This window comes from Hymenobacter saemangeumensis (assembly GCF_039541835.1).
In the GTDB taxonomy this organism is placed as follows: domain Bacteria; phylum Bacteroidota; class Bacteroidia; order Cytophagales; family Hymenobacteraceae; genus Hymenobacter; species Hymenobacter saemangeumensis.
Genome location: NZ_BAABGZ010000013.1, coordinates 110,425 through 125,570 on the forward strand (window position 1 = coordinate 110,425; position 15,146 = coordinate 125,570).

The window sequence follows — 15,146 nt, forward strand, 5'->3', positions numbered from 1 at the left end:
GGTTGCTTTGGTAAAAAAGCCCCGCTGGTATCAGCGGGGCCTTTTTGTTGATAGCAACCGTAACGCGGAATTTCATTCCGCCCCCCAGCGCCTTTTAAAACGCGGAATAAAATTCCGCGCTACAAGCATGCTCGGCCGGCGCTTTAGCGGGCGCCTACCACGCCTACGCTCTGGCTCAGGCCCTGGGCCAGGCGCACCAGGCGCACGAACTCGGCGCGGTAGCCGTCGGCATCGGCGCCGCGGGAGGTATCGGCCAGCTGCTCGGTGGCGGCCCAGGTGGCACTGCCGCGCTGCTCGCTCTGGCGTAGCAGCATGCCAAACTGGGCCACGGCGGCGGCAAAGCGCAGGTCGGCCGAGGCCTGGCTGATGGCTTTGGCGGTACCGCCCAGGGGCTGGGCCAGCAGCTTGCTGGAATGGCCCTGGGGCTCCTTGTAGCGCAGCTTCACGGTCAGCACCTCGGCCGTGCTTTCCTGTTTGCGGTTGCCGGTTTCCTGTTGCTGATACTTCAGCGGGTCAACCAACGGCTGGGGGCCACCGGCCGGCACCAGCTCGTAGAGGGCCGTCACGGTGTGGCCCGCGCCCAGCTCCCCGGCGTCCTTGCGGTCGTTGTTGAAGTCCTCGGCTTCGAGCAGGCGGTTTTCGTAGCCCACCAGTCGGTAGTGCGCCACCCGGGAGGGGTTGAACTCCACCTGCAGCTTCACGTCCTTGGCCACGGTGAACAGGGTGCCGCCAAACTGGGCCACCAGCACCCGGGCCGCTTCGTCGAGGTTGTCGAGGTAGGCGTAGTTGCCGTTGCCCTTGTCGGCCAGGGTTTCCATGCGGCTGTCGCGCAGGTTGCCGCGCCCGCAGCCCAGCACGGTGAGGAACACGCCCGACTCGCGCTGCTCCACAATGAGCTGTTCCAGGGCCTGGTCGGAGCTCTCGCCCACGTTGAAGTCGCCGTCGGTAGCCAGAATCACCCGGTTGTTGCCGTCTTTTTTGAAGTGCTGCCGGGCGGTGCTGTAGGCCAGGCGCAGGCCCGCTCCGCCGGCCGTAGAGCCGCCGGCCTGCAGCCGGTCGATGGCTCCCATGATGGTTTCCTTGTCGCTGCCCGCCGTGGGTGGCAGCACCAGGCCCGCCGCGCCGGCATACACCACCAGGGCCACGTGGTCCTGGGGCCGCAGCTGCTTCACCAGCAGCTTCAGGCCGGCCTGCACCAGCGGCAGGCGGTCGGCCGGGTACATGGAGCCCGACACATCGACCAGAAACACCAGGTTGGCCGGGGGCAGGCTCGCGGTTTCGATGCGCCTGGCCTGCACGCCGATGCGGGCCAGCTGGTGGGCCGGGTTCCAGGGGCACACGGCCAGCTCGGTGCTGATGTGCACCGGGTCGGGGCTGCTGGCCGGCGGCGCGGGGTAGTTATAGTGGAAGTAGTTGAGCATTTCCTCCACGCGCACGGCATCGCAGGGCGGCAGCTGGCCTTCGTTCAGAAAACGGCGCACGTTGGAGTAGGAGGCATTGTCCACATCCAGGGCAAAGGTGCTGAGGGCATCCTTCTTCGCGTCGAAGAACTTGTTTTCCTTGATGGCCGCGTAGCTGTCGCCGGCTCCCGCTTCTTCCTGGGCGGGGTAGGGGAGGGTGGGGCTTGGGGCATAGTAACCGGACCTGGACTTGGCTTTCCGGTCGGCGCGGCCGGCGCTCACCCCAGCGACCCTGCCGGCGAGGGTACGCAGCATCCCGGGCGCTGCGTAGCCGGTAACCACCACTTCGTTCAGCTGCTTATTGTCGGCGGAAAGCACCACGTTGATGACGCGCTGGCTGCCCACCGCCACTTCGCGGCTCGCGTAGCCGATGTACGTCACCAGCAGCACGGCGCCCTGGGCCGGCACCAAGCTTAGGGTGTAGCTGCCGTCGGCGTTGGTGCTGGTGCCATGGGTAGTGCCTTTCAGCAGCACCGTGACGCCGGGCAAGCCCTGGCCGCTTGCTTGGTCGGTGATTCGGCCGGTGACGGTGACCAGCTGGCTGGCTGCCGGATTAGCTTTGGGAGCCGAGGGCTGGGCCAGGGCAGGGGAGGCGCCCAGCAGCAGGGCGAAGGGCAGCAACAATAGCTTTTGCATGGCAACAACGGGTTAATGGTGATTTGAAAGGCTGATGCCGGAACCCTGCCTTATTGCACACACCGCCCCGTAAAGCACGTGACGCTCCGGGCCCGGCCAAGCCCGCAGCTCGTGGTTACAAGTTTGGCTTTTTCGGATTTATTGTTACCTCACGCTTGGTTACAAAAAAACAGGTTTAATAAATTTTGTAACCAGCGGACTCCCGCGCCTTTTCACTTTTTAGCCCCCGATTATTCTGCCATCCCCTATCTTCCGGGTTCCATGTTCTTCCGCAAACGCCCTGCTCCTGCTGCCGCGGCCCCGCTCTCCGACCAGGAGCTGCTGGCCCGCTACCGCCTGCACGGCGACGTGGCCGACCTGGGCCTGCTCTACGACCGGTACCTGCCCGAAGCCTTTGCCGTGTGCCGCCGCTACCTGGCCCCGCCCGACGAGGATGCCCAGGATGCCGTGATGCAGCTGTTTGAGCACCTGGTGAAAGTGCTGCGCATCCACCAGCCCGAAAACTTCCCGGCCTGGCTGCACACCACCGCCCGCAACCACTGCCTGATGCAGCTGCGGGCCCAGAAACGGACCACCGGCATCGTGCTGCAGTTTCCCGATGCCGCCGATGTGGAATCGGCCGGCGCCCGGCATCTGCAAGGCACGGCCCAGGACGCGGCCGATGCCGAAGAAAACGAAATGCGCCTCCAGACCCTGGAACTAGCTCTTGCCAACCTCCCCGCTGCCCAACGCCGCTGCCTGGAATTGTTTTTTCTGGAAAAAAAGAGCTACCGCGACATCGCCGCCGAAACCGGCCTGGAGCTGAACCTGGTAAAAAGCCATCTGCAGAATGGCAAGCGCATGCTGCGCCGCCAGCTCGACCCACCCGCCAGCCCCCCGGCTGCTTCATCATCATCTTCTTCGCTCCATGTCCGCCGCTAAGCTGCCTTCCGCCATGCTGCACGCCCCTGGCCCGCACCCCGATGCGGCCACGCTGCGGCAGTACGCCGCCGGCACCCTGGCTTCGGCCGAGCAGCAGCGCGTGGAAGCCCACACCCTCGACTGCGAACGCTGCGCCGAGCTGCTCGATGGCTTCTCCATGACCGATGCGCCCACTACCGACCGCGCCATTACCGCACTGCGCGACCGGCTGCGGGAGCGGGTAGGGGAGCCCGCCCCGGTGGCCGTGCCCGCCCGGCCCCTGTGGCCGCGGGTGGTCGCCGCCGCAGCTACCGTGGCCGTGCTGGCCGGCGGCATCTGGACCTGGGAGCAGCAGTCGGTGCCCACCGAGGTAGCCGCTGTGCGGCCCGAGCCCGAGGCATATACCCCTCCGTCGCCGGCTGCCAGCGTCGAGTCGCCTTCGGCCGCGGCCCCGGCGGAGGCGGCTGCGGAAGTAGCTGCTGCACCTGCTAGCCCCGTGCCCGCTCCGGCAGTGGTGCGGGCGGCTAAGCCGGCGCGCCTGGCCCGCGCTTCCACGCCAGGCCGCGCCTCCTCCGCTCCCAGCGCCCCGGCTGCCGAGGCGCTGGTGCTGGCCGATACCGCGCCGGAGCCAGCGCTGGCCAGCTCCTCCCCCGTGGAACCGGCCGCCGACCTGGCTGTAGCCACCAACCCCGGCACGGAAGAAAGAACCGAGCTAAAGGAACAGACCGCCGACATTGTCGCGCCCACCCTGAGCAGCGCCAAAGCCAAGCGGACTGCCAGCGCTGCCCCGGCCCCAGCGGAGCTTTCCGGCCGCCAGGCGGGGGCCATGCCGGCGGCACCTACTATTGCCCCGGCCCCCATGGGCGGCACCGTAGCCCTGCGTGAATACCTGCGCCGGAGTGGACTGCAGTTCGAGCCTGTTGCTAACGAGGAGCGTCTTTCAGGCCGGGTGCATGTGCGCTTCACCGTGGGGGAAGACGGGCGCATCAGCAACGTGAAGGTGACCCGGGGCCTGCGTCCCGACTACGACGCCGAAGCCCAGCGCATTGTGTGCGAGGGGCCGGCCTGGCACCCCGGCATCTCCGGGGGCCGGCGCGCGCCCCTGACCGTTGATGTGGTGGTACCTTTTTAAAAAGCGAGACCTTTCGCGGCAGCGGCCGGCAGCTTTACCCCCAATAGCCTGTCAGCTAACGCAGGATGCGGTGCATGAACAGTGAAGCCCCAGCGCGCCGCTGAGACCAGCCAGCCTGTGGAACACGCAGCCGCTTCTAGTCCGCAATTCCGGGAAATGTCATAAACAAAGCCGCTTGCAGCAAGCGGCTTTGTTTGTTTTAAGCTTATCTGGGCTAAGTCCAACTATTGCGAAATTATCAAGCAATAGGCCTGCTTTTTGAAAATTATTGGAATTATTAGGGCTGCCTACTGGTTTAGCCTCCCAGAAACGTAGCAACCAGCACTGCATCAGTCCACTGCTCCTACGGATATATAAGCTGCTTTTTCCGGAACCTGAGCATTGCGGCCTGGGCCGCCCTCCCCCGAGAAAGACAATTCTGCTGCTAGCTCCAGCCTCCCCCCGCTATTTCTGATTCCACTTCATTCCACCCTGTATAATGCAGAACAACAAGCTGACTACCCGTCTTTCTTCCTTGCTGCTCTCGGGCTCTCTCTTCGCTGCCGCCTGCACTTTTACGGCCTGCTCGAAAGAGGAAGTTGCTCCTTCCAGCCCCAGCATCGCCAGCTCTGAGACGAGCACCGACGCCCGCGTTGCCAACGGCATTCCCGGCAAGTACATCGTGGTACTGAAAGACGCCTCCGTAGCCACCGCTGAGTCGGATGACTACAACGAAAAGGTGCGCAAAGTGAAGAATAAGGCCGACAACGTGCTGCGCGGCAAGGGCATCCGCCCCGACAAGATTGAGCGCACCTACGGCAACGTGCTTAAGGGCTTTGCAGCCCAGCTCACGGCCCAGGAGGCTGCGGCCCTGGCCCTCGACCCCGAAGTAGCTTATGTAGAGGCTGACCAGGTAATGAGCATCAGCCAGACTTCTACCACCACCACGACCACCCAGCCGGCCCAAACCATACCCTACGGCATCAACCGCGTGGGGGCGGCCGACGCCACTGGCCGCACGGCCTGGGTTATCGACACGGGCATTGAGCTCAACCACCCCGACCTGACCGTGGACGCCGCCCGCAGCCGCTCCTTCGTACCCAATGTAAGCTCGCCCACCGATGGCAACGGCCACGGCACCCACGTCGCCGGCACTATCGGCGCCAAGTACAACAGCATCGGCGTAGTCGGTGTAGCCGCCAATGCCACCCTGGTAGCCGTGCGCGTTCTCGATGCCAACGGCAGCGGCACCAGCTCGGGCGTAATTGCCGGTGTAGACTATGTAGGCGCTTATGCCCGCGTCGGGGAAGTAGCCAACATGAGCCTGGGCGGCGGCATCTCGCAGGCTCTGGACGACGCGGTGGTACGTGCCGCCAACAAAGGCATTCTCTTCGCCGTAGCGGCCGGCAACGACGCCATCTCGGCAACCCAGCACTCGCCGGCCCGCGTCAACCACGCCAATGTCTTCACGGTATCGGCCATGGACAACACCGACACCTTTGCCTCTTTCTCCTGCTTCGGCAACCCGCCGGTTGACTTCTGCATGCCCGGCGTGAACATCAACTCCACCTACATTGGCGGCCGCTACGCTACCATGAGCGGCACCTCCATGGCCACGCCCCACATGGCCGGCGTGCTGCTGGTGCGCGGCAAGCACTTCAACCTGAGCGGCACCGTGAAAGGCGACCGCGACAGCACCCCCGACCGCATTGCCCACATCTAAGGACCAGCTCTTTACGGAAATAAAAAAGGCAGCCCCGCAAGGCTGCCTTTTTTTGTTGGCGTGGGCTTACAGCGCCATGCCGGCTTTGAAGGAGCCATCGTCCACGGCCTTCAGGAATTTTATCAGGCCGGGGAAGTAGGTCGGCTGGTCGTCGTACAAGCTCATGTGGCTGCCCTGGGGGCAAATGAGCGCGGCGCCGTTTTTCACCTGCTTGGCTATCTGCCGCATATGCTCGGGGTCCATGGTATCGTGCTGCCCACCGATGGAAAGCACCGGCACCGTGAGCTGGGGCAGGTCGGGGGTGCGGTCCCAGTTGGCCAGCTTGCCGGCAATGCCAAACTCGCTGGGGCCCTGCATGGTCACGTACAGCGACTGGTTCATTTTAGCGAAGGAGCGGTTCACGGGCTCGGGCCACTGCTCCAGGGGCAGGCGCAGGATGTGCTGGGTGTAGAAGTTGGGCATCAGCAGCTCCATGTAGCGCGGGTTCTGGAAATCCTTCTTCGCCTCAATCTGCCGGATTTCGGCCAGCACTTCCGGTTTCATCTGCTTGGCCAGCACTTCCTGGGCGTAGCGCCCATAAGCCGGGCAGCTCATCATCATGTTGGAGATGATGAGGCCTTTCAGGTGTTGCTGGTACTTGAAGGCATACTCGGCAGCCAGGATGCCGCCCCAGGAGTGGCCCAGCAGGTAGAAGTTGTCTTTGCTCAGGTTTAAGGCTTTGCGCACCTGCTCTACTTCTTCTACGTAGCGCGGCAGGCTCCACATGGCGGTGTCCTGGGGGTTGTCGGAGTTGCCGCAGCCCAGCTGGTCGTAGTAGATAAACTCAATGCCTTCGGCGGGCATAAAGCTTTCCATGCACTCGAAGTACTCGTGCGTAGCACCCGGGCCGCCATTAAGCAGCAGCACCTTCACCTTGGGGTTGTTGCCGAAGCGCTTGGTCCAGACCTTAAACTCGCCCTTGGGCGTGGAAATAGGCAGCAGCTGCACGCCGCCGTCGCGCACGCCGGCTTCTTCGGACGTGAAATAGGCGGCTGCGCCGCCGCTCTGGCGCTGGGACTGCGGAGTATCGCATCCAGCAAACAGGGCGGCTAAGAGCAGAAAGGGAAGCAGGGGAAAAGGGCAGGTTTTCATTATGCGGGTTACCTGTGAATGAGGCGAAGGTAGGAGTAAGCGAAAATTATCGTGCGAGGGTGCTGCGCCAGTGTATACCAAGGCTGGCAGCAAGTCCCCGTTGACTAAAATAAATTAACGGCAAAGTGCAATTATTGAAAATTTTTCATAAATACCCCCGTTAAGTGTTCAATATTTTGAATTTTCTCAACCATAAGCTGGTTTAGTCAGCAACACGAACGTGAAATAGCAGCTACCTGCTTCGACTCACGGCCTTCGTCTTCCAGGCTTTCCTTTCCACTCTTTACCCCTCCCGGTATAATGCAGAAATCTAACCTGAACTCCCGCTTCGCTTCCTGGATGGTCACCGGCTCGCTGCTGGCAGCCTCCACCACCTTTATGGCCTGCTCGCGGGAAGAAGTAGCACCGTCCAGCTCGGCGCCCATGTCGACCAGCGCGAACGATGACTCACGGGTAAACGACGTGCTGCCAGGCCAGTACATCGTGGTGCTTAAGAGTGAGGCGGTAGCCACCACTGCTACCGATACCTACACTGAGAAGGTAAACAAAGTAAAGGCCGCTGCCCAGGGCCTGCTGCGCGGCCGCGGCCTGCGCGCCGAAACTGTTGGCCATGCCTATGGGCACGTTATCAAAGGCTTTTCGGCCAGCATGAGCGCGGCCGAAGCCGCTGCCCTCGCCCTCGACTCCCGGGTAGCCTACGTTGAGGCAGACCGTATTATCTCGCTGGGTAAGCCCATCAAGAACGGGGGCAGCACCCCGCCTCCTCCCTCTACTCAGACTATTCCCTATGGCATCACCCGCGTAGGCTACGGCGATGGCACCGGCAAAACCGCCTGGGTTATCGACTCCGGAATCGACTTGACTCACCCCGACCTGAACGTAGATGCCAACCGCAGCCGCTCTTTTCTTACCAGCGGCGCCAACTACACCTCGCCCGCTGATGGCAACGGCCACGGCACCCACGTAGCCGGCACCATCGCCGCCAAAAACAACACCGTTGGCGTGGTAGGAGTAGCGGCCAATGCCACCGTAGTGGCCGTGCGGGTGCTCGACGCCAGCGGCAGCGGCACCAGCTCGGGCGTGATTGCCGGCATCGACTACGTGGGCGCCAACGGCCGCGCCGGCGATGTAGCCAACATGAGCCTGGGCGGCGGGGCCTCCCAAGCCCTCGACGATGCCGTGCTGCGTGCTTCCCAAACCGGTATTCTGTTTGCTCTCGCGGCTGGCAACAGCGCCATCAACGCAGCTCAGAGCTCGCCGGCCCGCGTCAACGGGGCCAACATCTACACCATCTCGGCCATGGACAGCAACGACACCTGGGCCAGCTTCTCCAACTTCGGCAACCCGCCCGTTGACTACTGCATGCCCGGCGTCAACATCAACTCTACCTGGTTGTCGGGCACTTACAATACCATCAGCGGCACTTCCATGGCTACCCCGCACATGGCCGGCGTGCTCCTGCTGCGCGGCCGCAGCTTCACCACCAGCGGCGCGGTTCGCAACGACCCCGATGGTGTTGCCGACCCCATTGCTCACCTGTAAGCAGGCGCTTTCTTCAGCCAGCGTCTAACAACTTTCAACACAAAAAGGCAGCCTCCTGGGCTGCCTTTTTGTGTTATATAGCCGGCATTAGGCGGCTACTACTCTTGCCGGGGAAGGCCCCGTTCCGACTAGTTGCTGTAGCCCCCGCCGCTTTCGGGCGAGGTGGCGCTGCCGCCGGGCTCCACGTCGCGCGGCAGCTGGGGCTTGGCGTTGATGTCGACGTTGCTGTAGTCGGGGCCGCCGCTGCCCGTGCCGATAGGGCCCTCGTCGGTGGTAACCTGCTTGAGCTCGTCGGGCGCACCCTGGTAGGTGGGGTCCCACTTGTGCATTACTTCAAAGGTGATTTTGGCCGTGATGCGGTACTCCACAATCTTGTTGTCGCGCACGCGGCAGCTCTGGTCTTTCACGTAGATGGACTTGATGCCGCGCAGGGTGGTGCTGGCTTCGTCCAGGGCCCGCTGCAGGGCGTCCTCAAAGCTTTTCTCCGACGAGGCCAGAACCTCAATAACTTTTTTGATGGTGCTCATAGAGGTGATGAAGTAAGAAGGTGATGGGGTGATAAGGGATGGCGTGGCGTTCTGTGCCAATGGTCCGGCTTCGTGTACGTGGAAAGCTTCCGGGCAGCTATTTGAGCCGCGGGGAAAAGCGCGGGCGCTCCGGCACCGTACTTTTGTGCTGCGCGTGGTCTACATCACCTCATCACCTTCTTACTTCATCACCTCAACCCATCACATGGCTTTCCGCACCGAAAAGGATACCATGGGCACCGTGCAGGTACCCGCTGCCGCTTACTGGGGCGCTCAAACCCAGCGCTCCATCGAGAACTTCCCCATTGCCCAGGACATCAACCGCATGCCCCTGGAAATTATCCGGGCCTTTGCCTACCTCAAGAAAGCCGCGGCCCTGACCAACCGCGACGCGGGCATTCTGCCGGCCGAGAAGGCCGAGCTCATCGGCAAGGTGTGCGACGAGATTCTGGCCGGCAAGCTCGACGAGGCCTTCCCGCTGGTGGTGTGGCAAACCGGCTCGGGCACCCAGAGCAACATGAACGTGAACGAGGTGATTGCCTACCGCGGCCACGTGCTGAACGGCGGCAAGCTTGAAGACGAGAAAAAGGCCCTGGCGCCCAACGACGACGTCAACAAAAGCCAGAGCTCGAACGACACCTTTCCCACGGCCATGCACATCGCGGCCTACAAGATTCTGGTGGAGAAGACCATTCCCGGCATCGAAACCCTGCGCGACGCCCTCAAGGCCAAGTCGGAGGAGTTTATGCACATCGTGAAAATCGGCCGCACCCACTTCATGGACGCCACGCCGCTCACCCTGGGCCAGGAGTTTTCCGGCTACGTGTCGCAGCTCGACCACGGCCTGCGCGCCATCAAGAACACGCTGGCTCACCTGAGCGAGCTGGCCCTGGGCGGCACCGCCGTGGGCACGGGCATCAACACCCCGCCCAAGTACGCCGTGAGCGTAGCCAAGCACATTGCCCAGCTTACGGGCCTGCCCTTCGTGACGGCCGAAAACAAGTTTGAGGCCCTGGCCGCCCACGACGCCATCGTGGAAGCCCACGGCGCCCTCAAAACCGTGGCCGTGAGTTTGATGAAAATCGCCAACGACATCCGCATGCTCAGCTCCGGCCCCCGCGCCGGCATCGGCGAAATCGACATTCCCGACAACGAGCCCGGCTCCAGCATCATGCCCGGCAAGGTGAACCCCACCCAGTGCGAAGCCATGACCATGGTGGCCGCCCAGGTAATGGGCAACGACGTGGCCATCACCGTGGGCGGCTCCATGGGCCACTTCGAGCTGAACGTGTTCAAGCCCCTGATGATTTACAACTTCCTGCACTCGGCCCGCCTCATCGCCGACGTGTGCGTGAGCTTCACCGAGAAGTGCGCCGTGGGCATCAAGCCCCTGGAGAAAAACATCAAGAAGCACGTCGACAGCAGCCTGATGCTGGTGACGGCCCTCAACCCCCACATCGGCTACTACAAAGCCGCCGAAATTGCCCAGACGGCCCACAAAAACGGCTCGACCCTGAAGGAAACCGCCCTGCAGCTGGGCTACCTCACCGAGGAAGAGTTCGACCAGTGGCTGAAGCCCGAGGAGATGGTAGGGGAGATAAACTAAGCTACAACCTCACTCCCGGCCCCGCGAAATGCCTGACGGGAGCTGGGAGCTTGGCAGCTAAAAAAGGGACTGTTGCTCAGGCAACAGTCCCTTTTTAGTTTACCTGGCGTACTCACCCGGCCAAAAGGGTACCCCTGGCCATGGCGCTGGCAGCAATGGTGATGGTGCGGGGCCTTACCCGCCCTGCGTAGCATCACCTTATCAGGTGCACCGAAAGTGCGCCCTAAACCACCACATCTTTTAAGGCCCCGAGCCGGTGCTTTCGTAGCCTGATGGCCCGCCGCCGCAGGGGGCCAGCCAAGGATAGGCTGTGAGCCCAGCCTACAAAAAACTCTTTTGGCATTATTGTATTATTCACCGAAAAAACAAAATGCCATATCAGGCATTCCGTGAGAATTTCGACAGCCGGGGCCCGGCGACGGCCGCCAATGGAGCCATTTCAGGAGGCAGCGAGGACACTGGGCCCACAGCCGGGCGCTATAGATGAGTGTGAAATCCAACACATAATGGCTCCAAAAAGCTAAAACATCTACCTGGCTTTCCAAATTCAGTCCGGTTGGCGGCGCTTTTTTTCCAGTTGGCGCCGGAAAATTAGCAGTTGGCGACTCAACTGGTTTTGTTCATAGGTTAAATCAATGGGTTGCTTGACTTTTGTACTTAACCGCTATCAAGCTTTTCAGAAAAGCCACTGTTGGCGCGATAAGCACCTCATTTCAACCTATTCTAATTATGGTACATCTTTCTTCTCTCTCTTTCATCACCCGGCGGGCCATTCCCCGGGAAATGAGTCCATCACTCCTGCTGCGGCTGTGGAGGAAGGCAATGCGCCGAAGCAAGGTTGAGGGTGCCGGCCGCCCGGCCAGCCGGGTAGGTATAGCGGCGGCCCTGGCCTGGCTGCCCCTGCTGGCCCTGGCCCAGGCGCCGGTGCTGCAGTTTTCGGGTACCGTTGCCTCGGCCCCGGGCGTCGACGTGACCGCCTTTGTCGACATGGTGGAAATCGTCAACGCCAGCACCAATGCGGCGGTGGCGGGGGTAGTCGCTAACCCAAGCTTCGAAAGCGGAACCATCAACGGGACCTTCGATTTTGCCCCCAGCGGCGCCAGCTGGGCCTTTTCCGGACGCTCAGGCATAGGCTCCATCCCCGGTGCTTATAGCGTCCCCACAACCAATGCCGACGGCTCCCGCACCGCCATCCTGCAAAGCTGGGAGGGGCAACCGCTCATCCCTTCCTTCAGCCAGACGCTCGGCACCTTAGCCCCGGGTACTTACTTTGTTCGGCTGCGGGCCGCCCAACGCAACACGCAGCCGGCCAACCAGGGGGTTCTCGTGCGGGTTAACGGCGTGGCCCTGGGCACCTTCACCCCCCTCAACAACAACTCTTTCCAGACCTTCAGCACCAGCACGTTCACCGTGACGGCGCCGAACAACGCGCTGGCGTTCAACCCGGCCAACTCGCCCCAGAACTTTGTTGCCCTGCCCAGCACCACGCCACTGCCGGTCAACACCTCGGCCTACACCATTGAGGCCTGGATACGGCCCAATGCCATGGGTGGGTGCGGCATCATTGGCTGGGGAAACTACGGCACCTTCAACCAGGTAAATGCTTTCCGGCTCGACGGTTCCAACGGCGGTCAGCTTATCAACTACTGGTGGGGCAACGACCTGGTGGTGAACGTTGGCAACCTCAGCGGCAGCTGGCACCACGTGGCCGTGACGTATAACGGCACTGCCCGCACCATGTACCTGAACGGCAACGTGGTAGGGTCGGACACTCCCGGTACTGCGGGGCGCAGCTTCGCCGTCGCGAACGCACGCATTGGCTCGACGAACAACGGCGAGATTTTTAACGGCGCCATCGATGAAGTGCGCGTTTACTCCACGGCCCTGACCCAGGCCCAGGTGCAGGCCGACATGAACACCAACACCAGCTCGGTGCCCGGCAGCCTGGCTTCGTACTACGACTTCAACCAGGGAACCCCGGGCGGCAACAACGCGGGTTTGACCTCGCTGCCCAACCTGGCCAGCGGCAGCAACCCCGGCACCTTGCAGGGCTTCACCCTAAGCGGCACCAGCAGCAACTGGGTAGGCAGCTTCACCACGCTCAGCAGCCTGTCGCCCACGAGCGGCCCGGTGGGCACCAGCGTGACGCTGACCGGCACCAACTTCACCGGGGCCACCAGCGTGACGTTCAACGGCACGGCGGCTACGAGCTACACGGTGAACTCGGCTACGAGCATTACGGCCACCGTGCCTGCTGGCGCCACCTCGGGCGTGGTGCGCGTTACCTCGCCCAGCGGCATCAGCAATGGGGTGAGCTTCACCGTTGTTGTGCCCGACCTGACGGTAAGTGCCGCCCAGAGCATCAGCGGCAACTATAACAACGTCACCATCACCGGCACGGGTGTGGCCACGCTCAACGGCAGCCTGACGGTGAACGGCACGCTGACGGTGCAGAGCGGCGGCTCGCTCAACACGAACTGCCAGACCGTCGGTGGCGTCGGCGCCTTTGCCCTGCAGGCTGGCGCTACGCTCCGTATCTGCGACCCGGCCGGCATCAGCAGCAGCGGTGCCAGCGGCGCCGTTCAGGTGAGCGGCACGCGCAGCTTCAGCACCGATGCCAGCTACGTGTACAACGGCACGGCCGCCCAGGTAACCGGCGCGGGCCTGCCCAGCCAGGTACGCAGCCTGAGCACGACCAACAGCAGCCCCGTTACCCTCTCGCAGCCCCTGAGCGTGGCTCAGGTGCTGACGGTGGGCGGCAGTGGCAACCTGAACCTGAACGGCCAGGCGCTTATGCTGCTCTCCGACGCGGCCGGCTCGGCACTGGTGGTCAACAGCGGTTCCGGCGTAGTCGTGGGTGGCACGGCCAGCGTGCAGCGCTACATCAACCCCAGCACCAACCCCGGCCCGGGCTACCGCCATTACAGCGCCCCGGTAACGGGCTCCACGGTGGCCGACCTGACCACGACGGGCTTCATGCCCGTGGTGAACCCGGCCTTCAACAGTGCGGCCGCCCCGGCCAGCGTGACGCCCTTCCCCACCGTGTTTGGCTACGACCAGGTCCGCCTGGCGTCGGCTACCAACAACCTGGACCTGTTCTCCAAGGGTTGGGTATCGCCCACCGCTCTTACCGACGCGCTGGTGCCTGGCCGCGGCTATTCAGTCAACATCGGCGCTGGTGAGAAGGTCGACTTCACCGGTACGCTGAACACGGGCAACCTGACGCTGAACCTGAGCCGCAACACCGGTGCCACCGCCGCGGAGGCCGGCTGGCACCACGTAGGCAACCCCTACCCGGCCCCGCTCGACTACTCGCTCGTGACCCTGGCCGACCGCAACAACCTCGACGGCGCCATCTACGTGTTCGAGAGCAGCAGCCAGTACGGCGGCATGTACCGCAGCTACGTCAACGGCATTGGCGGCAACCCCGTGCTGCCCTCGGGTCAGGGCTTCTGGGTGCGGGTAAGCCAGGGACAGACCAGCGGCACGCTCACCTTCCGCAACAGCCAGCGCCTGACCAGCCCCAATGCCACCGCCTTCAGCCGCGGCGCGGCCGACCAGCGCCCGCAGCTCAAGCTCACACTCAGCGGACAAGGGGTGCCCAGCGACGAGCTGACGGTGTACGCCGAAGCTGGCGCGACCACCGGGGCCGACAGCGAGTTTGACGCCGTGAAGCTCCCCAATACCACGGGCCTGAACCTGTCGGCCCTGGCTTCCTCGGGCCAGCAGCTGGCCATCCAGGGCCTGCCCTCCTTCAGCAGCGCCCTCGTGCCGCTGACGGTGCAGGTACCCGCCGCCGGCACCTACACCTTCGAGGCAGCCGAGCTCCCGAACCTACCGGCCGGCACTCGGGTGTACCTGCGCGACGGCCTGGCTGGCACCAGCACCCTGCTGGCACCCGGCACTGCCTTCCGCTTCTCGCTGAGCGGCACCACGGCTACCGGGCGCTTCGCCCTGGAGCTGCGCGGCGCTGGCGCCCTGGCTACCTCGGCCCAGCTGCTGGCTCAGCAGGTGACGGTGTTCCCCAACCCGGCTCACCAGCAGCTGACCCTCACGCGGCCGCTTGCCGGCGCCACCAATGCTACCGCTACCCTGCTCAACAGCCTGGGCCAGGTGCTGCGCACGGTGAAGCTCACAGCCACCCAAACCGAAGCCCGCGTAGACCTGACCGGCCTGGCCGCCGGGGTGTACTCGCTGCGCGTGCCCCTGGCCGACGGCCAGCTCGTGTTCCGCCGCGTTGTGGTTGAGTAAGCTGGTTCTGCTACTTACCCCGAAGCCCTGGCCGCCCCCGCGGTCAGGGCTTCTTGCTTGTGGCCTCCACCGGCCTGGCCAGGCACAAGCAGGCGGGCACCCGGAGCGCTCAGCCCGTCCTGCAAGGCTGCCCGGGGTCGCGCCACTGCTCCTGTGCTGCTGGCTGCATGCTCAGAGCCGCTTCGCGGCTGCGGTACGTAGCGCGGACTTGTAGTCCGCGAGTGCGCCCAACTTGGTGAGCTCTCGGACTAAAAGTTCG

Annotated in this window: 9 protein-coding genes; 6 read left to right on the top strand and 3 right to left on the bottom strand. The window is 63.5% G+C overall.

Annotated features, from left to right (window positions below; translation table 11 throughout):
- Window positions 1-143 precede the first annotated feature (143 nt).
- A complete protein-coding gene (locus ABD919_RS04905) occupies window positions 144-2,096 on the bottom strand; it encodes a vWA domain-containing protein (RefSeq protein ID WP_345234340.1) in 1,953 nt (650 codons plus the stop codon).
- Window positions 2,097-2,357: 261 nt separating this feature from the next.
- On the opposite strand from ABD919_RS04905, the gene ABD919_RS04910 reads away from it, so the two are divergent.
- From ABD919_RS04910 to ABD919_RS04920, 3 genes are all read left to right on the top strand, one after another.
- Window positions 2,358-3,017: an RNA polymerase sigma factor gene (locus tag ABD919_RS04910; protein ID WP_345234342.1), complete on the top strand. Its 660-nt coding sequence runs from the start codon at window positions 2,358-2,360 to the stop codon at window positions 3,015-3,017.
- Window positions 3,004-4,128 carry a TonB family protein gene (locus ABD919_RS04915; RefSeq protein ID WP_345234344.1) on the top strand — a complete coding sequence of 375 codons (1,125 nt, stop codon included), beginning with the start codon at window positions 3,004-3,006 and terminating at the stop codon, window positions 4,126-4,128. Before ABD919_RS04910 ends, ABD919_RS04915 begins: the two co-directional genes overlap by 14 nt.
- 478 nt (window positions 4,129-4,606) lie before the next feature.
- The gene (locus ABD919_RS04920; RefSeq protein ID WP_345234346.1) at window positions 4,607-5,830 is read left to right on the top strand and encodes a S8 family peptidase; all 1,224 of its coding nucleotides are present in this window, start codon (window positions 4,607-4,609) and stop codon (window positions 5,828-5,830) included.
- Between the two features lie 66 nt (window positions 5,831-5,896).
- On the opposite strand, the gene ABD919_RS04925 is transcribed toward ABD919_RS04920, so the two are convergent.
- The gene (locus ABD919_RS04925) at window positions 5,897-6,961 is read right to left on the bottom strand and encodes a proline iminopeptidase-family hydrolase (RefSeq protein WP_345234347.1); all 1,065 of its coding nucleotides are present in this window, start codon (window positions 6,959-6,961) and stop codon (window positions 5,897-5,899) included.
- A gap of 300 nt (window positions 6,962-7,261) precedes the next feature.
- Between ABD919_RS04925 and ABD919_RS04930 the strand changes: the two genes are divergently transcribed.
- Window positions 7,262-8,503 carry a S8 family serine peptidase gene (locus ABD919_RS04930; protein WP_345234349.1) on the top strand — a complete coding sequence of 414 codons (1,242 nt, stop codon included), beginning with the start codon at window positions 7,262-7,264 and terminating at the stop codon, window positions 8,501-8,503.
- A 128-nt stretch (window positions 8,504-8,631) separates the two neighbouring features.
- Here ABD919_RS04930 and ABD919_RS04935 read toward each other — a convergent pair whose 3' ends face one another.
- Complete coding sequence (locus ABD919_RS04935; RefSeq protein WP_345234351.1) at window positions 8,632-9,030, bottom strand: dodecin family protein; 399 nt, start codon at window positions 9,028-9,030, stop codon at window positions 8,632-8,634.
- Between the two features lie 205 nt (window positions 9,031-9,235).
- Between ABD919_RS04935 and fumC the strand changes: the two genes are divergently transcribed.
- Both fumC and ABD919_RS04945 read left to right on the top strand, forming a co-directional pair.
- Window positions 9,236-10,636 (top strand): class II fumarate hydratase, encoded by a 1,401-nt coding sequence (fumC, locus tag ABD919_RS04940; protein WP_345234353.1) that lies wholly within the window; start codon window positions 9,236-9,238, stop codon window positions 10,634-10,636.
- Window positions 10,637-11,419: 783 nt separating this feature from the next.
- On the top strand, window positions 11,420-14,887 hold the full coding sequence (locus ABD919_RS04945; protein WP_345234355.1) for a LamG-like jellyroll fold domain-containing protein: 3,468 nt from the start codon (window positions 11,420-11,422) through the stop codon (window positions 14,885-14,887).
- Window positions 14,888-15,146 lie beyond the last annotated feature (259 nt).